This window comes from Pseudomonas sp. GW821-FHT07F01 (genome assembly GCF_059418825.1).
In genome coordinates this window covers 840573-861789 of the sequence record NZ_JBWKQO010000001.1, presented here as the reverse complement: position 1 = coordinate 861789, position 21217 = coordinate 840573, and the positions used below count along the sequence as shown (strand labels likewise).

General features: G+C 59.8%; 23 protein-coding genes. 10 read left to right on the top strand and 13 right to left on the bottom strand.

Annotation, left to right across the window (positions count from 1 at the left end):
• Position 1 precedes the first annotated feature (1 nt).
• From AC07R1_RS03940 to AC07R1_RS03930, 3 genes are all read right to left on the bottom strand, one after another.
• Entirely contained in the window at positions 2–1819 is a 1818-nt protein-coding gene (locus AC07R1_RS03940; protein ID WP_495110161.1) for a DUF2341 domain-containing protein, read from the bottom strand.
• A 21-nt stretch (positions 1820–1840) separates the two neighbouring features.
• Positions 1841–3475, bottom strand: a complete 1635-nt coding sequence (locus tag AC07R1_RS03935; RefSeq protein WP_375538897.1) for a ShlB/FhaC/HecB family hemolysin secretion/activation protein — start codon at positions 3473–3475, stop codon at positions 1841–1843.
• Between the two features lie 74 nt (positions 3476–3549).
• On the bottom strand, positions 3550–4152 hold the full coding sequence (locus AC07R1_RS03930) for a transposase (RefSeq protein WP_019093945.1): 603 nt from the start codon (positions 4150–4152) through the stop codon (positions 3550–3552).
• A gap of 339 nt (positions 4153–4491) precedes the next feature.
• Between AC07R1_RS03930 and AC07R1_RS03925 the strand changes: the two genes are divergently transcribed.
• On the top strand, positions 4492–4665 hold the full coding sequence (locus AC07R1_RS03925) for a hypothetical protein (RefSeq protein ID WP_346624230.1): 174 nt from the start codon (positions 4492–4494) through the stop codon (positions 4663–4665).
• A 122-nt stretch (positions 4666–4787) separates the two neighbouring features.
• Here AC07R1_RS03925 and AC07R1_RS03920 read toward each other — a convergent pair whose 3' ends face one another.
• Positions 4788–5999: an MFS transporter gene (locus tag AC07R1_RS03920; RefSeq protein WP_495110160.1), complete on the bottom strand. Its 1212-nt coding sequence runs from the start codon at positions 5997–5999 to the stop codon at positions 4788–4790.
• 11 nt (positions 6000–6010) lie between these two features.
• Positions 6011–6331: a hypothetical protein gene (locus tag AC07R1_RS03915; protein ID WP_342403790.1), complete on the bottom strand. Its 321-nt coding sequence runs from the start codon at positions 6329–6331 to the stop codon at positions 6011–6013.
• A gap of 99 nt (positions 6332–6430) precedes the next feature.
• Here AC07R1_RS03915 and AC07R1_RS03910 point away from each other — a divergent pair, with 99 nt between their 5' ends.
• The gene (locus AC07R1_RS03910) at positions 6431–7324 is read left to right on the top strand and encodes a LysR family transcriptional regulator (RefSeq protein WP_495110159.1); all 894 of its coding nucleotides are present in this window, start codon (positions 6431–6433) and stop codon (positions 7322–7324) included.
• Positions 7325–7447: 123 nt separating this feature from the next.
• Here the strand turns inward: AC07R1_RS03910 and AC07R1_RS03905 are convergent, their stop codons facing one another.
• From AC07R1_RS03905 to AC07R1_RS03895, 3 genes are all read right to left on the bottom strand, one after another.
• Complete coding sequence (locus AC07R1_RS03905; RefSeq protein WP_077934046.1) at positions 7448–7987, bottom strand: P-loop NTPase family protein; 540 nt, start codon at positions 7985–7987, stop codon at positions 7448–7450.
• Positions 7988–8326: 339 nt separating this feature from the next.
• Entirely contained in the window at positions 8327–8923 is a 597-nt protein-coding gene (locus tag AC07R1_RS03900) for a hypothetical protein (protein WP_495110158.1), read from the bottom strand.
• Between the two features lie 63 nt (positions 8924–8986).
• Entirely contained in the window at positions 8987–9265 is a 279-nt protein-coding gene (locus tag AC07R1_RS03895) for a hypothetical protein (RefSeq protein ID WP_072441992.1), read from the bottom strand.
• Here AC07R1_RS03895 and AC07R1_RS03890 point away from each other — a divergent pair.
• The gene (locus AC07R1_RS03890; protein ID WP_495110157.1) at positions 9264–9734 is read left to right on the top strand and encodes a DUF6896 domain-containing protein; all 471 of its coding nucleotides are present in this window, start codon (positions 9264–9266) and stop codon (positions 9732–9734) included. The two genes, AC07R1_RS03895 and AC07R1_RS03890, sit on opposite strands and share 2 nt — an antisense overlap.
• The gene (locus AC07R1_RS03885) at positions 9731–10162 is read left to right on the top strand and encodes a hypothetical protein (protein ID WP_495110156.1); all 432 of its coding nucleotides are present in this window, start codon (positions 9731–9733) and stop codon (positions 10160–10162) included. Before AC07R1_RS03890 ends, AC07R1_RS03885 begins: the two co-directional genes overlap by 4 nt.
• A gap of 123 nt (positions 10163–10285) precedes the next feature.
• On the opposite strand, the gene AC07R1_RS03880 is transcribed toward AC07R1_RS03885, so the two are convergent.
• Together AC07R1_RS03880 and AC07R1_RS03875 are read right to left on the bottom strand one after the other, a co-directional pair.
• The gene (locus AC07R1_RS03880) at positions 10286–11470 is read right to left on the bottom strand and encodes a contractile injection system protein, VgrG/Pvc8 family (protein ID WP_495110280.1); all 1185 of its coding nucleotides are present in this window, start codon (positions 11468–11470) and stop codon (positions 10286–10288) included.
• A 164-nt stretch (positions 11471–11634) separates the two neighbouring features.
• Positions 11635–12738: an extracellular solute-binding protein gene (locus AC07R1_RS03875; RefSeq protein WP_015635473.1), complete on the bottom strand. Its 1104-nt coding sequence runs from the start codon at positions 12736–12738 to the stop codon at positions 11635–11637.
• Positions 12739–12877: 139 nt separating this feature from the next.
• On the opposite strand from AC07R1_RS03875, the gene AC07R1_RS03870 reads away from it, so the two are divergent.
• Both AC07R1_RS03870 and AC07R1_RS03865 read left to right on the top strand, forming a co-directional pair.
• Complete coding sequence (locus AC07R1_RS03870; RefSeq protein WP_011061102.1) at positions 12878–13669, top strand: response regulator transcription factor; 792 nt, start codon at positions 12878–12880, stop codon at positions 13667–13669.
• A gap of 123 nt (positions 13670–13792) precedes the next feature.
• Positions 13793–14575, top strand: a complete 783-nt coding sequence (locus tag AC07R1_RS03865; protein ID WP_495110155.1) for a hypothetical protein — start codon at positions 13793–13795, stop codon at positions 14573–14575.
• Positions 14576–14877: 302 nt separating this feature from the next.
• Here the strand turns inward: AC07R1_RS03865 and AC07R1_RS03860 are convergent, their stop codons facing one another.
• Complete coding sequence (locus tag AC07R1_RS03860) at positions 14878–15465, bottom strand: TetR/AcrR family transcriptional regulator (protein ID WP_169891718.1); 588 nt, start codon at positions 15463–15465, stop codon at positions 14878–14880.
• 149 nt (positions 15466–15614) lie between these two features.
• Here AC07R1_RS03860 and AC07R1_RS03855 point away from each other — a divergent pair, with 149 nt between their 5' ends.
• The 4 genes from AC07R1_RS03855 to AC07R1_RS03840 all read left to right on the top strand — a co-directional run bounded on the left by AC07R1_RS03855 (position 15615) and on the right by AC07R1_RS03840 (position 19570).
• Positions 15615–16715, top strand: coding sequence for an alkene reductase (locus tag AC07R1_RS03855; RefSeq protein WP_495110154.1), 1101 nt, complete (start codon positions 15615–15617; stop codon positions 16713–16715).
• Between the two features lie 54 nt (positions 16716–16769).
• Complete coding sequence (locus AC07R1_RS03850) at positions 16770–17558, top strand: SDR family NAD(P)-dependent oxidoreductase (protein WP_495110153.1); 789 nt, start codon at positions 16770–16772, stop codon at positions 17556–17558.
• Positions 17559–17633: 75 nt separating this feature from the next.
• Positions 17634–18503 (top strand): alpha/beta fold hydrolase, encoded by an 870-nt coding sequence (locus AC07R1_RS03845; protein WP_495110152.1) that lies wholly within the window; start codon positions 17634–17636, stop codon positions 18501–18503.
• Between the two features lie 68 nt (positions 18504–18571).
• Complete coding sequence (locus AC07R1_RS03840; RefSeq protein WP_011061095.1) at positions 18572–19570, top strand: NADP-dependent oxidoreductase; 999 nt, start codon at positions 18572–18574, stop codon at positions 19568–19570.
• A 192-nt stretch (positions 19571–19762) separates the two neighbouring features.
• On the opposite strand, the gene AC07R1_RS03835 is transcribed toward AC07R1_RS03840, so the two are convergent.
• Positions 19763–20152 carry a hypothetical protein gene (locus AC07R1_RS03835; RefSeq protein WP_495110151.1) on the bottom strand — a complete coding sequence of 130 codons (390 nt, stop codon included), beginning with the start codon at positions 20150–20152 and terminating at the stop codon, positions 19763–19765.
• 454 nt (positions 20153–20606) lie between these two features.
• Positions 20607–21206, bottom strand: a complete 600-nt coding sequence (locus AC07R1_RS03830; RefSeq protein ID WP_170866300.1) for a LysE family translocator — start codon at positions 21204–21206, stop codon at positions 20607–20609.
• Between the last annotated feature and the right edge of the window lie 11 nt (positions 21207–21217).

Sequence of the window (21217 nt, the reverse complement as noted above, 5' to 3'; positions counted from 1 at the left end):
CTCAGGCCGGAACCGACGCGTTGCTGTGGCTGACCCGCCAGTGGGCGTTCTCGCTGTGCTGGCTCTCGCCATGCAGCTCCGCCAGCCGGGTGATGAACTCGTCGACGAACACCCGCATGTCGGCGCCGACTTCCTTGTTGCGGGTGATCAGGCGGTTGTAGCCAAACAGCGCCGGGATCGCGACGAACAGGCCCATGGCGGTGGCCAGCAGGGCCGCGGCCATGCCCGGGGCGATGGCGTTGATGTTGACGTCACCGGCCATGGCGGTGCCGAGGAACACCACCATGATCCCCAGCACCGTGCCCAACAGGCCGATGTAGGGGCCGCCGGCAATGGCGTTGGACAGGGTCGAGAGCTTGGAACTCAGCTGCTGGTTTTCCCGGGTGCGCACGCCATCCATGGAGCAGCGGATGGCCTCGATGGTGGCCGCCGACACCGACGAGGTATCGGCGCCCTGCTCGCGCCGGGTGCGAATTTCTTTCACCGCCACCAGGTACAGGCGCCACAGCGAGGAATGCTCCAGGCGGCTGGCCAGGACCTGATCGTCGGCAAACATCTCCAGGCGGGTGCCGACCTTGGCGAACTGCTCGCGAAACAGCGCATTGGCAGCGCTGACCCGACTGACCATGCGGTTCTTGCGCAGCATGATCACCCAGGACTGGATCATCATCCCCACCAGCACCAGGATGATCACCCAGGCATCCACCGGCACCGCCTTGAGCAGGAAACCCAGGCTGCCGAAACCAAAACCCGACTGTTCTTCATCGACGCCATAGGCCACCAGCTTCGACTCCGCGCCCTGGGCGCTGGCATCGGCCAGGATCAGCGCCGCCGGACGCGCCACCTTGGACAGGCGCAGCTCGTCCAGGGCCCCGGTGAAGGGCTGGAAGTGACTGGCCTCGGCCCCGGCGGCCGCTGGCAAGTCGGCGCCGATGGCCAACGGCGAATTGAAGGTGGGAATAGCCTGGGCCAGGCTCGCGGTCTCGCGGCCGTTGACGTACAGCGCCAGCCGGCTGCCCTCGCCGCTCAGGGCCAGGTGCTGCCACTGCCCCGGGTTCAGCGGCTGAGTGGAGGCAGCGCGCTGGCCGTCCACTTCGACGAAGGGCATGCCCTGGTTGATGCCGATCAGCAAGCTGCCGACACCTTCGCGACGAGCCAGCAGCAATTGTTCGCCGCTGGCCTGGTCCAGGCGCACCCAGGCGCTGAAGGTGAAGGCGCCGCCGGCGTTGTGCTGCAGCGACGGGCTGGCCGGCAGCAACAGCGGCTGACCGCTGAACTGCAAGGCCCGGCCGATCACCCCGTCAATCGCCGCGCCGGTGGCGTTCTGCGCGGTGTTGCCATAGGCGGTGGTGTCTTTGGCCGGCGTGCCGTTGCTGCCGTCGAAGTGGTAGATCGCGGTGTAGCTGGGGTCGAAGGTCAGTTGGCCATTGGCCGTGCTCGGGGCCTTCTGGTTGCCGTAGTACATCCAGATGTCCTGGCGCTGGCCGCCCTCGACCTTGGGCACATCGACCCAGATCAGCGCCATGCCCATCAGCGGGTCGAAGCTTTCGATCTGGTGGTTGAGCACGGTCTTGTCATCGGCGGCGACAAAGCGCAGGTCGGCGCCGTCTTCCTTGACCCCGTCGAAGGTGAAGTTGCCGGTGTGCAGGCGCACCAGCAGCGCGGTGCGGCCCAGGGCCTCGTTGATGGGCGCGCCTTGCGGGGTGGTGTCCACGCTGATCTGCTTGCGGTAATGCCAGTCGTCCTGCCACCAGGCATGGGCCGTGGCCGGGAGCACGAAGCCCAGGCAGATCAACAGGCTCAGGAATAAGCGTTGCATGTGAAGGGTCTCCGTAAAAAGTCAGAACGTCGCTTGCACGCTGAAGTGCAGGCGCGGGTCGTATTTCTGGGTGTTGGGGCCGTCCTTGAGCGGGTAGCCCCAGTCCAGGCTGCCGGACAGCCACTTGCTCAAACTGGCGCGGGTGCCCAGGCCGACACTGGCCAGGCTGTATTCGTCCTCCTGCTCGGGCAGCGGGTCGTGCAGCGACAGGTGCGCGCCTTCGGCAAAGGCATAGAAGCGCCACTCCTGCACGTAGCTGCCGAGGAACTTGGCCAAAGACGGCGTGCGCAGCTCCTGGGAAAACAGGTAGCCCTCGTCCCCGGTGCGCTCGGCGGCCAGGTAGCCGCGCACCGAGGTGGCGCCGCCGGCGGAATACTGCTCGTTGGACACCAGCGGCCCCGAGGCCAGCTGGAACGCCGCCTTGGACGCCGACTGCCAGTCGTTGGCGAAGGTGTAGGTGAAATTCAGGTCGCCCTTGAGCACCGAGAAGCTGGCGCTGGCCTCGTCGCGCTTGTAGTGAAACTCCTCGGCGTCGCTGCCGTAGCCGAAGAAGCGCCGGGTGCCGACGATCAGGTTCAGGCCCAGGCCCAGCTGGGCTTTCTCGCTGTAGCGGTAGCCGTTGTAGCCAAAGGTCATGGGGGCGTACTTCAGCGGAATCTGGTCGCTGCTGCGGCCAAAGCGCATCTCTTCCTCGAAGTCCTTGAAATCCACACCCACCGACAGCGAGTTGGCCCAGTTGCCCGCGGCGGGCAAGGTGTAGATCGCCGACACCCCGTAGGAATGGCCCTTGCCCAGCACGTTGCTGCCACCGATGGTGGCGATGTTGCTGTCGGACTGGTAACCGGAGAACTGCAGGGCCCAGCGATCGCTCAGCGGCGCGGTGTAGGAACCGGACCAGACCTTGGCGTTGTCGGTGTCCTGGGGCGCGGTGAAATAGGTCAGGGAAATGCTGTGGCCCAACTGCCAGAGGTTGTCGTAGCCGACATTGACCACCGTGCGCAGCTTCTCGGTGTCGGCGCTGTAGTCGTTGTTCAGGCCGACACTGGCGTGCCAGGGGTTCTGGTCTTCCACTTGCAGGTCCACGTCCATGGTCCCCGGGCGCTGGCCTTCACGCACCAGCGGCATGACCTGGCGCCCGGCGCCGCGATTGAGCCCGGCCAGCTGGCTTTGCACCGTGGCAAAGTCCGGTACCTCGCCTTCTTTCAGCGCCGGCACCTGGTCGCGGATCTCCACCGGCGAATAATGCTTGGCCCCCACCACCCGCACCCGACCGACCTTGGTTTCACTGACCTGCAGATAAACGATACCGTCCTCGACCTTCTGCTCCGGCAGCTCGACGAACACCGACTGGTAGCCGCGCTCCTGATAGACCTTCTGCAGCGCATCCCGGGCGCCTTCGATATCGGCCAGGGCCTTCTGCGGGCCAAGGAAGGGATACACCGCCTCCTCGATGGCCCGGGCATCGAGCACCGTATTGCCACGCACGAAGTACTCATTGACGTCCACCAACCGCGCCGCGGCCGAGGCTTCGACCGGGGCCGGCTCGCCCTCCTCGGCCTGCACCGCCGGCACCAGCGCCGCCAGTGCCAACCAACCGCACAACGGCCACCAGCGCCAGCCACTACCCGGTCGCCCTGATTTGCCCAGATGCTCCACACCGCCCCCTAGAAGTCTGAAAATTGGCGCGCACGCGCGCATTGCCGTCGCCGTCTGCACAGCGTTTGGCCGCTTCAATTGCTGCTGATCGAGGTGTTTTCGTGGCGCGCCAGCCAGGTGTGCAACAGCGCAAAATTCAGCGAGAACTCGGGCATTTGCAGCAGAGCGCCGCAAAACACTTCACCGATGATTTTCTGGATCAACTGCACCGCCCGCGGGTTGTTCAACAGCGTGGCGATGTCGCGACTCAGGACACTGAAGCTCCAGACCTTCTGGTTCAGATCCAGACCGACGAACCAACGGAACAACAGGTTGTAACTGAGCTGTTCATACAGCTGCTGCTCACTGGGCACCGAATACAGCAACTGCAGCAACAGAATGTGCATCACCGTACGCGGCGCGATCAGCATGCCGGGCTCGGCATTGAGGCCCTGGAGCAGATCGCGGTGCTGATCCAGCAACTCATCGATCTGCGGACGCAGCAGCACCAGCGAATGCCCCGGCGGGATATAGCTGGCCACCTCCTTCAAGGCACCCTGCCAATCATCCTGGGACACGATCCAGACCCACGGCGCCCCGTAGCGATAGACCGACACCGGCTTCTTGCGCGCCGCCTCGACGATCTTCGACAGCCGTTGATCCAGCTCCTGCATGCCCACTTTCGAGTAGCGTTCCATAGTCCCCATAGCCTCACTCCCGGCGTCCCGCCTCGGCTTAAAAAAGTGGCCTGGCGGCCCCCTCAAGCGCGTTACATACCCAAGACGCGCGTGGCCATGTGCTACCGAACTTTTGTCATAAAAGCTTCATTCACGAGGGAAGCGCGCGAACGTTGTAGGAGCCGGCTTGCCGGCGAAGACAGCCGCCAGAACAGCGCTGGGCTGTCGTTATTCCGCGCACGACCAGACCGCCCTCTTCGCCGGCAAGCCGGCTCCTACGAGAGGGAATTGTTGTACTGGGGAAGGCTTGAAAATGCGCCGCCCGGACGGGGGCTCTGTTTCATAAGCAAGACCGCACCATTGGACGTGCTACATGCCAAGGGTGCGGCACCTTTACTGGCCATGACTCAACTGCTGGAAAGCCTCTCCCGCGCAGAGCCGGGGAATGCTGACGACGCCAATCTGCAACAGATCTCCAACGTAGCGGCAATCGTGCTGCTGGGCGGTGCGGAGCGCTTCAAATGGGGGCGGTGATTTGTTTTTTAGGGGGAAAGAAGTCTTTTAAAAGTGGTTGAAAACGGCCAATAGCGGACGTTGGATCAAATCCGATCTTACAAATTGTGGACAGTTGCCTGCCTTACTCAGTCTGCCTTCTATTAAACCTGGTTTCGCGATGTGAAAAAGGCCATCACTGCCGCGAGTACCAGCAAGACAGAGCTTGCGAGAAATGTCACGCGATAACCGCTGCCGTCGAACAGCAGCCCACCGAGGGTAGAGCCCAGCGCAATGGATAGCTGAATGACTGCCACCATCAAGCCGCCACCGGCTTCAGCATCCTTGGGCAGCGCCTTGGCCAACCACGACCACCACCCCACAGGTGCCGCCGTCGCGATCAGGCCCCACAGCCCAAGCAGTACAAAAGCTGCCACGACTTTGCCGCCAAGGACAATCAAAGAAAGTGCAATCGCGGCCATCAAGAGTGGAATGCAGACCAGGACGCGGTACATTCCGGTTTTCAGGAAAGTGCCGATCAGAACGGTCCCGACAAAACCCGCCACGCCGATGACCAGCAGGACCATCGACAACAGGGATACATCTGCACCTGTGACGGTTTCCAGGAACGGGCGCAGATAGGTGAACAATACAAACTGCCCCATGAAGAAAATGCCCACACTCAACATGCCGAAACTGACCAATGGGCTCTTAAACAATCGGAAGACATTGCCAGCGCCCGGTTTGCGCGGCGCCGGCGCCATGGCTGGCAGGCTGATCCACTGCCAGATCAACGCGATAATCGCTACCGGAATAAGGCAGAAAAAAGCACCCCGCCAACCGATGACACTCCCCAGATAGCTTCCCAGCGGAGCGGCCACTACGGTTGCCAAAGCATTGCCGCCGTTGAAGATTGCCAGAGCCTTGGTCACGCTATGGGCAGGTACCAGGCGCATGGCCATTGCCGCCGACATCGACCAGAATCCACCGATCACCACGCCGATCAGCGCACGACCAATCATGTACACCGTATAGTTCGGCGCCAGACCGACCACCAGCCCCGACACACACATAATCCCGGTCAGTACAAGCAACAGCGTCTTGCGGTCCATTGAACCCACTAGCCTGGAAATCGCAAGGCTTGTCAGCACCGCGAAGGCGCCGGAGATGGCGATCCCATACCCGGCCAGTCCTTCACTGATTTGCAGATCAGATGCAATCGGCGTGAGCAAACTGACAGGCATGAACTCCGAGGCAATCAACGCGAATACGCACAGTGTCATCGCAAAGATGCCACTCCAGTAAGCCGGCAGTTCACCAGTCCCCGGCGTGCCGAGGGCCTCACCTGCCGGGGTGTCGAATACTTGAGCCGTCATTCAAAAACCTCTCATAAAACAATTGCAGGCGTTTTAGCGTTTCTATCCAGATTTTTGGGCGTTACAAGATTGCCCACAATTTGAAGACTGTATGAGCTCTTGAAGGTCACCTTTTGCACAGTGACCTTGTCACTTTTGTAAAAATTGTTGGCGCCTTCCGGCGCGCTCACAGCGCTTTTCGAGTCAGTTGCTAAGGCAGCACCGCCTGCGACTGAAAGGACGCCCAGGGCCGCAATGCTGACGCCGCTGGCCTTTACGAATGCGCGCCGATCAAGCCCTGGAGAGTTCAAGGCTTCTGCAGCTTCGAGGAGGGTTACAGGTGTCTCGCTCATCATCAGTACTCCGTTCCAGATATGTGACAGAGCTTGACGGATTCGAAATATCTTGATTAGTAGGCGTAATCTTCATGTGGTTTTGAGAAAAACTCAGCAATGGCCAGTACTAAAGTCAACGATCTCCAAGCTTTTCTTGCGGTGGCGCGAGATCAAAGCTTTACGAAAGCCGCCGCTAAACTGGGCATTACTCCCTCTGCGCTGAGTCATACGATCCGGGCACTTGAACAAAGACTGGGGATACGACTGCTGGCCCGCACGACACGCAATGTGTCGCCCACAGAGGCGGGAGAAAGATTGATGCGCTCGATCGCTCCGCTTTTTGATCAGATCACCGCCGAGCTTGAAGCGCTGGGCGAGCTGCGGGACAAGCCCAGTGGCACGATTCGTATTTCCTGTACTGATGATCAGATTGAGTTGTGCATTCGGCCAATGCTTGCAAGCTTCCTGAAGAGCTACCCGGATATCACACTGGAGTTCTACGTCGACTATGGATTCACCAACGTGGTCGAGGAACGATTCGATGCTGGCATTCGCATGGGCGAATCGATCAGCAAAGACATGATCGCCGTTCGCATAGGCCCAGATTGGCGGTTGGCTGTGGTGGGCTCTCCAGAATATTTCGAACGCAACCCGGCACCAACAACCCCCCATGAGCTGACCGGGCATGACTGCGTGAATATCCGACACAGACCATCAGGGGCGATCTACGCATGGGAATTTGAAAGTAATGGCCAGGCTTTTACCGTCAAGGCAGATGGACAACTTGTTTTCAACAGCATCATGCACGTACTCAATGCCGCCGTTGATGGCGTTGGCTTGGCCTACGTACCAGAGGAATTGGTAGCACCCTATCTGGCTGACGGCCGGCTCAAAGAAGTCTTGGCCGACTGGTGCCCTAAGTTTCAGGGTTACCATTTGTATTACCCGAACAGGCGACAAGCGTCTCCCGCCTTTTCTGCATTGGTGGAGGCGCTGAAATATAGAAGCTGAGCCCTCTGCATTCGACGCGCGACAACGTCTGCTATGGATCGATTGCGGCCGATCGTGACAGGCAACAATCGGCCAGGAGCTGCCGCTCGTAAGCGGCAGTTTCCGCAGTCAGTCAACCGTCGATCAATCCTGCAGAGCTTGGACAGTCGCACTTCCCATACTCGCGAGAAAAATGCCGATATCCCGATTAGACCGCAGACAAACCACGCGGCAAGCTGATGGCGCTGTTGCTACAAGTTGCTGCATTTTTTCTCGCGCTGATTTTTTCGTCCGCCACATGAATCTAAAAAACTCCGGCAGGTTCGCCAGCAGCTCGGGGCAGTTCTCCGGCAAGTCGGGCCGAGACTGACCGCGTTGGAGCAGCGTTCTGCGCAGTACGCGCAAGAATCGAAGCGTCGCCGAACGATCAATCCATATCAAAAGATCGGCACGGGCCACCCGGTTGTCCCAAGTGGCTGAATGGCCACCTTCGAATATCCAGCGATCTCGAGCCTCTACATCGAGACAAAGCCGCGTCTTCTCGTCCGGGCTTCGTTCGATCCACCCTGGCTGCCAGTGGATAGTGTCGATATGAACGACCGGCAAGCCCGTGCGCTGACCAAGCTCACGCGCCAAAGTGCTTTTGCCTGATCCAGGTTGACCAACAATCATCACCCGTTGCATCGAAGCTCCTTCTCGCTATGCAAGCTGATTTTTTGGGGCGGCGATTTTACGTCAATGCTTACCTCGGTCAACAACAGGCGCTCATCACGACAGGCAACTTCTGACCGAAAGCGGTCAGCCCAAACGACAAAGCATCGACACAGGTGAGTCCAAACGGTTAGCCGCCAAGGGCCACAGATACTTAGGTCAGGCCCCGACCAAGGGATAGAGCATTGGCCCTCTCCGTCGATCTAGAAGCATCTCAACTGGCATTGTTCGAGCAGCGCCCGTTCACGCAGTCAAACGCCCTTTCAGCGAAAATCGTTGGCCTGGCCGTTGCTTTCGATAGCGCCATCTCCCCTACCCCAACTGCAAAAAGAACCGACCAATCCCCGCGCCTATCCGCTCTGAAAAATCCTCATCCAGAAACAGATACCCCATGCCATCCGAAAGCACGCCTTTGTACGCAGGCAGCGCTCTATCCAGATCGCCCCCATAAATGGATACCCTTCTGCGCCCTGCCTCCGCTGAAACAGGCGCCTGCAGCCAAGCGTCCACGCCATCCAGCTTCGAGGCCAGGTTCTCGTCATCGTCCACGTCGCGGTTCACCCCCAGCCGTACCGCCCCGGGATCTGAAATCGGCTGAACAGCCTCATTCCGCTCGGAACCGGCTCGAACATAGCCCATGACAACCGCTTGCGAGCGCCCCTGGATGGCACGCAACTTTCGATAGTGGCCGACTTCGCCCGGCAAGTACGGCACAAAAACCGAAACCCAATAACTCCTGTCGATCAGGGCCTCTGAAAACCAATGTCCAGGAAAGGCCATCAGGTGTGTCAGCGGTACTCCATCAGGCGAACAGGGCCAAGCCAGCTCTGTGGGCAGGCAGGCCCCACCACCGACATAGGCACCCTCTTTTGCAGGCGTTTCACCGGTAAATATCAGCTCGTCAAACATCCGTTTCTGTCCACTCCATCACAGGTTGCCGCATTCGTTAACAGCCTCTGGCCAATACTTGGGTCAAGACTTCACGCCACGCACCGCACGTCCACAATCCACCATCAGTTCCTCCAGAAAGGGGCGCAACTGCGCCTCGCCCACCGCCAACACCCGCTTGTACTCATCCTGCCCGTACCATTCCCAGACAGTGGTGGAAAACCCCATGTTTTCGGCTCCGAAATTTGTCCGGGCGAATATACCGATATCAACGCACTGGCGCGCATCCAGCACACTCGCCGCTTGTATCGCACCGCAATCTCTGAAATCTTCTGCCCCCTTGCCCACGATGCCAATTCCCATGAACCCGCACCTCGCCCATCTTGTTTCCGACTACCAAGCCAGCATCCGCATGGCTGTCGAACTGATGCAACAATCCGCCATTCCCCTCCCTGCCAGCAACGCCGATTGGGTGGGAACCGATATCCCGGATCAAGGAGAACTGGCTGGCGGTATTCGCTACTTCAAGCACGGCTATGGCTGCGCCGTTCACCTGCCAACGGCAACGGTGAGCTTTGACTTTGGCGAGCAGGGCGAAATCGACGGCGTAACCCTATCGAGGCTGGCCGGTTTTGCCGAGAACAGGCTCGTGGAATACGGTTTTACGGATGAGGATGAACTAAAGCAGTGCTTCGACCAAGAAGTGGCAGCAGGCTCGCTGGTGTATTCGGGCTATATCCTTTATTACGTCGCAACCGTTAAACCCCAAGCGCGCACGCTCGAAGATAGCGACAGTCCTTCACCCCCCGAGCACCCCGGAAGCCCATCATGAAGTTCACCTCCGCCGATCAAATCATCGACCCACGAACCGTCGGCTATCGCAGCCTGGGCTTCGGCGAGGCACTGACGATCCCGGTAACGCCCTATGAACTGCGCATCCACCACGGCGATCTGCCGCAACGCTTTCTTGACTGCGCGGACACCTTTGCCGCCGAATGCAAAATCGACGATATCGACCAGGGTTTTGTCGACATCCAGGAACTTGCAGAGCTGGGCTACCCAAGCTTCAGGACGCTGTTGAAGGACCATCCCGATCTGGCGGCGCGCCTGGTCCAGGACTACCTGTATTTCGAGTTGCTGTTTTCGCTGTTCCCGCATTCCAGCGGCCTTGAAGTCGTGATCAACAGCATCACCCGCGTCTGCTCAAAAGAAGGCGTCATGCTGCTGACGGGCCAGACCTACGCGGCCAGACACTCATGAGAAAGCCCTGGCGTCAGGACCGAGGCCTGGGATCAGTCCAATGATGGCAACCGACGATTCACTATCGAGCGCGGTCCGGACCTTCTCCCTGGCGGCTTGATGCGCGTTCAGGGCAATGGCGTATCAGCCGCAACACAGGCAACCGCTGATCAGCGGTTGATCGGGGTCGTTTTCAAGAAATGCGACTTTGACCTCCACACCGGGTCGCAGCGGCGTCACTTCACAACGCCAATTGGCAGTACCGGCCAGCCAACAACTGCTCTTGTCGTCGAACCGACCTTCGCGGTCCCAGGGAAACTTGACCTTGACCCTTTCGAAGCGCTGACCACGTGAGTTCGCCTGGTCTTCCAGGGCGATGACCAGCGCCGTCTGGTTGCCTGGCGCCAGAGGCTTCTCATGAGCCAAAGGCGGGCGATAGCAAAGGTCCAACGCAAGCGCGGTGAAACGGTTGCGATAACCCTGGCGCAGTTGAACCTGGTTGTCAGTGTTGACATTGGCGACGCTCTCACCCGCAACCTGTGGTTGCTTGCCCTCATGAATGACCTGAGTCAGTAGCCAGAGGTCGCTGCCCTGGCCCGAGGTTTCCAGGACATGACCACTGAGCAGCCCGCTCTGCGTACCTTGCCCTTCAACCTGGCGCGACTCCCTGGCACGCAGGCTTGTCGGCGTGCCGTGACCGACCGGTAACAGGGTGGCGAGCCCATCGTGCCCGGGGGCAAAAGCCGTGGTCGGCCCGATCGGGGGGAATACTGCCTGCTGATCGCCAAAAACCAGCACGTGGCCTTGAGCGCTGTGCTGGAAGTGGAAGTGAATTCCCTCTTCCTCGCACAGGCGCTGAATAAAATGCAGATCGGTTTCATCGTACTGGGTGCAGCAGTCACGCTCGGGGTAACTCGCCCCGAGCTCAAAGCGGTAGGCATCCCCCAGAATCCCATGCTCCTCCAGGACCAGGGCGACGATAGCGGGCACCGAGAACTGCTGATAGATCCTCTTGTTGATACGGTGACGCAAGTAGGACAGGTGCGGCACCAGGGCCAGGTTGTAGTGCGTCAAGCCTTGAGCGTCCGGGCCTCGCGCAATGTGATAGATGCGCCCATGAATGCCATTGCCCCAAGTGTCGAATGCCAGAAAAGCCGGCACATCGAAGAGGCATTGTAGATCCAGATCCGGTCGCTCGCTCACACACTCCACATTGAAGAAATAAGGCTTGCTGATCGCCTCTTCTCCGGTGAACGCGCGCACCTTGAAGTCGTGCGCAAAACCGTCGATTGTCAGGCTGAACCGGGGTGCATTGGCTGGGCTTAACATCCACTGTTCTCTTATTGCATAACCTGTTGAATGGGCACGGTCGTGCAGCGCCTTGCGCAAAAGTTCATCTTGCACAAGACGCGTACATGTCTCCGAGTGTTTGAACAATGCGCTCACACACAATGAAGATGTGCATGAAGCAGCAAGCGAAGAGTCAACTCAGATCAGATACTGCTCTTCACCTTGGTCCAGACCCGAGTGCGGATTCTTTCCAGTTTCAAAGGCAGCGGCTCAAGTGGAACCAATGTGGCGATGGTTTGCTTGTCTGGATAAATCCAGGGGTTATCGCGCAACTTCTGCTCGACAAACTCGGTGGCATCTTTATTGCCATTAGGATAAAGCGTGTGATTCGAGGTCTTGGCAATCACTTCCGGGCGCAACATATAGTTGATGAAGGCCAGCCCTTCCTTGGGGTGAGGGGCATCTTTCAACAGCACCAGGTTTTCCGACCAGACCAGCGCACCTTCACGAGGAAGGCTGTAGTTGATCCTGCGCCCGGTATTGGCACTTTCATTGGCGGCCTGCGCAGCCAGGGCGCCATTGGCCCAGCCCACAACGACACAGATGTTGCCGCCCGCCAAGTCGGTGTCGATTCTGGAGGAGTCGAAATAAAGGATATAGGGGCGAATCTTCAACAGCAGCGCTTGCGCCTTCTGGTAATCATCCGGGTTCTTGCTGTTGCTGGGCAGCCCGAGGTAATTCAAGGCAATCGAGATGATCTCGCTGGGAGAATCGAGCATGGCCACACCACAAGACTGCAGCTTGCTGATGTTCTCTTCCTTGAAGATCAGGTCCCAACTATTGACCGGGGCATTGTCACCCAGGGCTGCCTTGACTTTATCCACGTCATAACCAATGCCGGTGGTGCCCCACAAGTAGGGCACGGCGTAGCGATTGCCAGGGTCATTGACCGCCAGTTGCGCCAGGATGGCGGGATCGACATGGGACAGGTTACTTAGTTGACCTGAATCAAGTGGCTGCAGGACTCCGGCCTGGATCAGGCTGGGCAGTACATTGGAGGTCGCCACCACCACGTCATACCCCGTGCGCCCGGCCATGACCTTGCTCTGCATGATATCGGCGCTGTCGAAGGCATCCATGTGGATACGGGTGCCGGTGGCCTGTTCGAACTCCTTTGGAGTCTCTGGTGCGAGCAGCCCGAACCAGTTGTAGAGGTACATGGCAGGCTCTGCGGCACCCGCCGTTGTGCTTATTCCGGCATAGAGAAACGCAGCCGAAAAAATGGTTCGCAAACGTGACTTTCTCATGCAACATCCTTGTCCAGACGACGTGCCCTCATGGCGGTCGTAAACCCGTGCCAGCGAATATACCGGGCATCAGCCAATAGTAAATACCTACGATTACTTAGCTCCGGCCGACCATTCCCTAACCCTAAAGGGGTAGAAAATGCCACTCGATCTTCATAGCCTGGCCTGGCACCGTTCGATTGGAAAACTGATTCTGCAGTTGAATCGCCCAGAGTTCTGGAGCTCACTTATCCGCACACTCAATGAATATGTGCAGATTGATAACTGGGTGGTTTTGATCTTCAGCAATCAACAAGTGCAAGTTGTCAGCCTGCCCGAGGTGGCAGATGCAGAAGAAGTGGATGCGTTCATTCACCTCTATGTAAAAGGCCTGTATTTGCTGGACCCCTTCTATATCGCCAACCGGGAAAACCCGCAGAGCGGCTTCTTTCATCTACTGGATATAGCGCCGGAGTACTTTGTTGAAACCGAGTACTACCACAAGTACTTTGCACAATATATTTGCGTAGATGAAGTGCAATACAACATCCAGCTCGATGCTGACAGAACATTGTGCATTTCCATTGGCAGCAACGCCCATTTCAGCCAGGAACACATCACCATGCTGGACATCATCAAGCCGTGGGTCACGGCACTCATGCATCAGCGCATGTGCTTCGAAGTCGATGTGGAAAAAAGCCTCAGCGAACCGCCGCAATGGCCGGAGACGATCACCCAGTTTGGTACCCAGATAACCACGCGGGAAAGTGATGTGCTCAGGCTGCTGCTCAGTGGCTTTTCCAACAAGGAAATCGCAGGAAAGCTCTCCCTCTCCACAGAGACGATCAAAGTGCACCGCCGCAACATCTACGCCAAGTTGAACATCAAGTCACAGTCCGAACTCTTTGCACGCTTCTTCATGCCCAGGCAGGATGTGCTCTCTTTAAGCTAGGCCCCGGGCCTGGAATGAACTCACAGGCCTGGCACGAATAGCGAGAGCACCAGCAGGCTCACGTACGTTCGACCGAGCGTTGCTCATTCGCCTGAACACCCACATGGAGCCGGTAGCCATTCGATGGATATCCAATTTCGCGGTAACGCAATGCCTGGCAACCCCGCCGCTGGCACCTGCGATGAATACAGCCTGAGCGCCATTTCCAGCCTGGATGAGCTGATCGACGCCTACCGCAAGATCGCTGGCGACCACCCGGGTTTCCAGCCCCTTCTCTCGCTGGATGATCTGCCCCAGGCCCGCTACACCTCCGGGCACGCCCGCAACAACCTGGGGCTGGACGATGCCTCGGAGCAGGAGATCGCCCTGCTACCTGCAGAATGCTTCGAACAGGGTGAATACCTGGGCTACCCCACCACCAAGGCCGAGTTCGCGATCTGCTTGCGCAACTTCACTGACCTGGTGGCAGGCAGCTCGTTCGAAGACGCTTGCGCCCACGGCCTGACCCTTGATGCGCCAGCCCTGCACGAATGGGTGGACTATCAGCAAAACCCTGTATCACTGCTCGACCAGCCCCTCTCGGCACTCCTGGTGCCCGTCGAGCAGTCCTATCAGGCGCTCGCCGCTTTTCCCAACGGCTACTTCAGTTGCGACCTGGGCCCCGCGCAGAACTTTGCAGTGGCCCGCCATTTCGCCCAGGCCCATGGCTATGAGTTGATCGGGGTGGGCGCGTCTTACCTCGGCTTCCTGCGTGCAGAGCCGGCCGACCTTTGCGTCGCCAGCGCGGTGGCGAGCGATTTTTGTGCGCTCTACAACACCCCCGAGGAAAACCGGCAAGCCGTGGTTTCAACGGTTGTCGAGGCTGTTCGCGGTCGCACCCACTTGTGGCTGCGCTACGTGGAATGACGCTCGGAGAAAAGACGATTGAGGTTGGCTGAGCAAGGATCTAGGCATGTCAGACATGTGCGGTATATGTGGTCGAAAACTGGGCCTCAAAGACGATCCGCTTTCGGTCGATTGTGGCGGTGACTGTTGGGGTTGCATTGGCCCCATTGAGGCTGATCTTGGAAATGCCGAATCGTCAGTCAAGGTGAAGGAAGAATTTGACACTGGTGTGCGCCCAGGCAGATCCGAGGCACGTTTCAAATCATAATTGACGCCGACGTGCGCTCAACGACCGCAAGCGCACAACCCTGGCATGCCCCCCTTTATGCCGGCTTGCCTTTATCAACCGGCAACGACGCAAACATCTCAGCGCGGCACACCTCAAGAATCTCATTCGCCAGGGCGGAATCATCCGGGCAGGCACGCGACAACATGATCGCACCCACCGCACGGGACAGCAGGTCGATCATTTTCCGTCTGCCCTCCTCCGGAGCGGCATCCGGCCGGGTCGGGTATTTGTCCCCCAGGGTTTGCAGGGTGTGCTCGACCCCTTCGGCAAACGTCGCTTTCACATCATCCGATTGGCGCGCCGCATCGCCACACAACGCGGCCATGGTGCAACCGCTGCCACGTCCGTCGCGATGTTCCCTGGTCACATAGACGTCGATGAAGCCAGGCACATCCAGCGCCTGCACGCCTGCCAGCGACTTGGCAAGGCTGCAGGCCGAGGCCTCGGCCATGAGGTCGGCCTTCGAGCCGAAATGCTTGTAGAAGCCGCCGTGGGTGAAACCGGCCGCCGCCATGAGATCCGACACACCCACACCGTCGAAGCCGCGCTCACGGAACAACTCTGAGGCCGTTTCAACGATGTGCTCTCGATTGGCCTGCGCCTGGGCCTTGCTCACTCTCACGTGCAATACCTCATGTTCATTGGGAAATCATCGGCCCAATCATACATAGATGTCGACCATAATCAAAACCGTTGACAGTTTAGATTTCGATCATCATCCTAATTGCACGCACCACCGACCTCCACTCACGGGCACGGAAGAGACACCAGATGACCGATCAGAATCTGTTCACCCCTTACACCCTTGGCGCCCTCGCGCTGGCGAACCGCATCGTCCTCGCGCCACTGACCCGCAACCGCGCGGGCGCAGGCTTTGTTCCCAGCGAATTCGCCGCCACCTATTACAGCCAACGCGCTAGCGCAGGCTTGCTGATCAGCGAAGCCACGCAGATTTCCCAACAGGGCCAGGGCTATCAGGACACCCCCGGGATCTACACCCAGGCGCAGATTGATGGCTGGCGCACGGTGACCGACGCGGTCCACGCCCAGGGCGCAAAGATCTTTGTGCAACTGTGGCATGTCGGCCGCGTGTCCCACGTTGATCTGCAAGAAAACGGCGCCGCCCCCGTGGCCCCTTCCGCGCTGCGTGCGGCCACCAAGGTGTTCGTCAATAACCGCTTTGAAGACGCCTGCGAGCCCCGCGCACTGGACATCAACGAACTGCCGGGGATCGTCGCCGATTTCCGCCAGGCCGCGGCAAACGCTATCGCTGCCGGGTTCGATGGCGTGGAAATTCACGGCGCGAACGGCTATTTGCTGGATCAGTTCCTCAAGGACAGCGCCAACGTACGCACCGATGCTTACGGCGGCTCGTTTGAAAATCGTGCGCGTCTGTTGCTCGAAGTCACCGCTGCCGTGGTCAATGAAATCGGCGCGGATCGCACCGGGGTGCGCTTGTCGCCGGTGTCGCCGGCCAACGGTGTCTCCAGCAGCAATCCGCAGGCGCAATTCAATTACGTCGTCGATCAACTCGACGCCCTCGACGTCGTTTACCTGCACATGGTCGAAGGCGCGACCGGTGGCCCGCGTGACGTGGCGCCATTGGATTTCGCCGCCCTGCGCCAGCGCTTCAAAAACACCTACATCGCCAACAACGGCTATGACCTGGAGCTGGCGACCTCGCGGCTTGCCGAAGACCATGCCGACCTGATCGCGTTCGGTCGCCCGTTCATCGGCAACCCGGATCTGGTGGAGCGTCTCAAGACCGGCGCCGCCTTGTCCGCATTCAATCCCGCCACCCTCTACGGCGGCGGCGCGGCAGGCTACATCGACTACCCGACGCTGGTTGAATCGAGCGCCAGCGCAAGCTGAGCAAGCAGAAACCGGGCTGTCCGTTTTCACCCATTTTGAAAGAGAGATGATCCCATGAACACTCGCCCTACCGTTCTCATCACTGGCGCCTCCACTGGCATCGGAGCCATCTACGCCGAGCGCTTCGCGCAACGTGGCCATGATCTGGTCCTGGTTGCCCGCGACCGGGCACGCCTGGACGCACTTGCAGCCCGACTGCGCGGCGAACACGGGGTCGCCGTCGAGGTGATGAAAGCGGATTTGACCCAACTCAGCGATCTGGCAACCGTTGAAAGCCGCCTGCGCGACGACGCCTGTATCGGCATCCTCATCAATAACGCCGGCGCCGCGCTGTCCGGCAACTTCATCGAGCAAAGCACCGACAGCGTTGCGCAACTGGTTGCCCTCAACACCACGGCACTGGTGCGGCTGGCCAGTGCCATTGCCCCGCGCCTGGCCAAAGCCGGTGACGGCGCGATCATCAACATCGGTTCGGTGGTGGGCCTGGCGCCGGAGTTCGGCATGACGGTCTATGGTGCAACCAAGGCTTTCGTGCTGTTCCTGTCCCAGGGCCTGAGCCTGGAACTGTCGCCCCGGGGCGTGTACGTGCAGGCCGTGCTGCCGGCCGCCACCCGCACGGAAATCTGGGACCGCTCCGGCGTCGACATCAATACCCTGGACGAAATCATGGAAGTGGGCGATCTGGTGGATGCCGCACTGGTCGGTTTCGATCGGCGCGAACCGGTGACCATCCCGCCACTGCAACAGGCTGAACCCTGGGATGACCTGCAGAGCGCACGTCAGGGCCTGCTGGGGCACATCCGTCAATCCGAGGTTGCCCAGCGTTACCAGACCCAAGAGTGATCTTCAGGTAGCGAGCATTCGCGGCGGATTCGCGGCAGGCACTGCGACGAATCCGGTCCGCTGTTCGGAGTAGCAATGAATCCAACGCAGACAACCTTCCCCCCGGCTTTGCAGACGTCGTTCATCAACGCGGCGAACCAGTCGATCATGGTCAGGGGCATTCCCTTCGCCTATCGCGATACCGGTCCCGCGGGCGGCGTGCCCCTGGTGCTGTTTAACCACTGGGGCGCGGTGCTGGACAACTTCGACCCGGCAATAATCGATGGGCTGGCACAGACCCGGCGAGTCATCACCACCGACTATCGCGGCATCGGCGGCTCGGGTGGAACCGCCCCCCTGACGGTCGGCGACATGGCGCAAGACGCCATTGAGCTGATACAGGCCCTGGGGTTCAAGAGCGTCGATATCCTGGGCTTCTCACTCGGCGGCTTCGTCGCTCAGGACATCGCCCTGCAAGCCCCCCAATTGGTGCACCGCTTGATTCTCACCGGCACCGGACCGGCCGGCGGCATCGGTATCGACAAGGTCGGCTCGGTGACCTGGCCCTTGATGCTCAAAGGCTTGCTGACCTTGCGCGATCCCAAGTACTACCTGTTCTTTACCTCGACGCCCAATGGTCGTCGAGCCGCCTCGGAATATCTGCAACGCCTGAAAGCCCGCAGCAAGCATCGCGACAAGGGCCCAACGCCCGGCGCCTTCCTGCGCCAGCTGCAAGCCATCACCGCGTGGGGCAGACAGGCGCCGCAGGATCTCGGGCGCTTGCGGGCGCCGACGCTGATCGTCAATGGCGACAACGACATCATGGTTCCCAGCGCCAACTCCCATGCCCTGGCCAAGCGGATCCCCAACGCACAGCTAGTGATGTATGAGGATGCCGGGCACGGCGGCATCTTCCAGTACCACGCGGACTTCGTGGCCAAGGTCCGGGCGTTCCTTGACGACTGAGCCCCCATGACAGCAACCCCACCCAAGCACCGCCCACACCTATTCCAACCGACAAGAGCCGCACCACGATGAAAGCCTTTCTAATTGATCGCTATGGCAAGAACAGTGGGCGCATGGGCGAAGCGCCCACGCCCACGCTGGGTGCCCACGACGTGTTGATCGAGGTCCACGCCAGCAGCGTCAACGTGCTGGACTCGAAGATCCGCAACGGCGAATTCAAGCTGATCCTGCCCTATGCATTGCCGCTGGTACTGGGCAACGACCTGGCGGGCGTCGTGGTTGAGGTTGGCCCCCAAGTGCAACGCTTCAAGCCGGGAGACGAAGTCTACGCGCGCCCGCCTGAAACACGGATCGGGACGTTCGCCCAGTGGATCGCCGTGAACGAAAACGCAATCGCCCTGAAACCTGCCAACACCACCATGACCGAGGCCGCGTCGATCCCCTTGGTCGCACTCACCGCCTGGCAAGTGCTGGTGGAAACCGCCCAACTGAAAAAGGGCCAGAAAGTGCTGATCCACGCAGGCGCAGGCGGTGTCGGCACCCTTGCCATCCAGCTGGCCAAACACCTCGGCGCTTTCGTCGCGACCACCACCAGCACGGCGAATGTCGAATGGGTCAAAGCCCTGGGCGCCGATCAGGTGATCGACTACAAGCAGCAGAACTTCGAAAGCCTCTTGCATGGCTACGACCTGGTGTTGAACAGCCTGGGCAGCGACGTACTGGAAAAGTCCCTCAAGGTCCTCAAGCCCGGCGGACAGCTGATTTCCATCTCCGGGCCACCCACGGTGCAATTCGCCCAGGAGCAAGGGCTGGCCTGGCCGTTGCAGCAGGTCATGCGCCTCTTGAGCTTCGGTATCCGGCGCAAGGCGCGCCAGCGGGACGTCCGCTACGCCTTTGTGTTCATGCGGGCCGATGGCGCCCAGCTGCAACAGATCACCGCGCTGATCGAGGCCGGAATCATCAAGCCTGTGGTTGACCGCAGCTTCAGTTTCGAATCGACGGCAGAGGCCTTGCAGTACGTCGAGCAGGGACGAACCAAGGGCAAGGTGGTGGTCAGGATCAAATGACCCCATCGCCTACCGATGACCCGACTGAATCGACGACAACCCCTGAACCCGACGAGGCAACGCCAGCGCAGGCGCCGGACAAACCTGCACCGCAAGTGCCGGCGGATGCTGTTGCGCCGCCACAGATCCTTTGGCACCGCTTGATCCTGGAGCCGTAGGTCCGTCGGCTTTTCTGGCGACAACCCAGGCCGGCTAAACCTCGGCCGACGCCCCCTCATCGGCTTCGCGCAGAATCCGTTCAAGCGCCGGCCGCGTCCACTTTTCCCAAGGCAATTCATCTTGCCCATCCCCTGGGTGACGATGCTCTCCGGCATCAAACGCGAGGTAGATGGAAAAGGCCGGCTCGGGCATGTCAGCGTTCAAGGACACATCAACAATGTCACTGAACAAGGTATTCATGACCGCATCGCCGTAATGAAAGTCGCGCTGCCCCTCGATAAAGAGCCGGGCCACCGCCATGGCGACTTGATTGAAAAGAGCACACCGGTCTATCTGCATCCCGTCATACAGAAGATTCAGGTCATGGCAGGAGTCGCTTTCGATCGATTCCAGCACCTTGTGAAGCTCGGCTTCACTCAACATCCTCTGCATCCACTGGCCCACCGTTTGTCCGGGGGGCGCAGATTAACATCCGCCAAACGCCCTGTTCATCGGATCAAGGCCACCGCTCAGCGCCCGCGGGTACGCGCCTGCCCAAAAACCGCCCCACTGGCGAGCAAAATCCCGGATGATGGGGATTGGCGCGTCCTACCTCTGCTTCCTGCGTGCAGCGCCTGCCGACCTTTGCGTCGCCAGCGCGGTGGCGAGCGATTTTTGTGCGCTCTACAACACCCCCGAGGAAAACCGGCAAGCCGTGGTTTCAACGGTTGTCGAGGCTGTTCGCGGTCGCACCCACTTGTGGCTGCGCTACGTGGAATGAGCCCCCCCAGGTGTTGGCGACAACAGAGCGGTGCTGGAACACGGGGGTACAAGGGCCTCTCTCAACAGCGCCATTGCCCTAGCCTCACCTGGGCGCTGAAAGCCGCGGCAAAAACACCTACACCGCACGAACCACGGTGTAAGTGAGGGTGGCGGAAAATAGCGCCAGAACGACGGCGGTGCCCCGGGAAAACAGCGGTCCAGAAACCCGCCCCAGGTATTGGGCTCGAATGCCCGCCCCCAGCGAGACCCAGAGCAAGGCTATTGGCGCCAGTGCCAGGAAGAAAGCGCTCAATGACGGCAGGAAATCCCCCAGGCTGGCGAATGAGGTGGCCGGGAAGATCACACTGGCGAAGATCAGCCCCTTGGGGTTGAGCAAGGTCGCAATCAACAGGTGCCGTGGCCAGCTCTCAAAGCGCTCGGTGTGCTGGGCTCCGGTGGTGGAGGTCTTCCAGGTCTTCAAGGCCAGCGCCGCGATGTACAAGGCGCACAGCAGCTTGATCAGGTGGATCAGCCACGGGTAGTCGTGGGACAGCAGCACAAGCCCCCAGCCCCAGGTGCAGATCGAAACGGTGTAGCCGAGCATTTCGATCAACACCAGTGGCAGCGAGCGCAACACGCCGAACTTGAAGCCCGAGGCCAGCAGCAAGGTGTTTGAGGGCCCCGGCACTACCAGTATCAGGGACGAAAAAAGCGCGATCTTGTAGAGGTCATCCATTTGCATGGCTT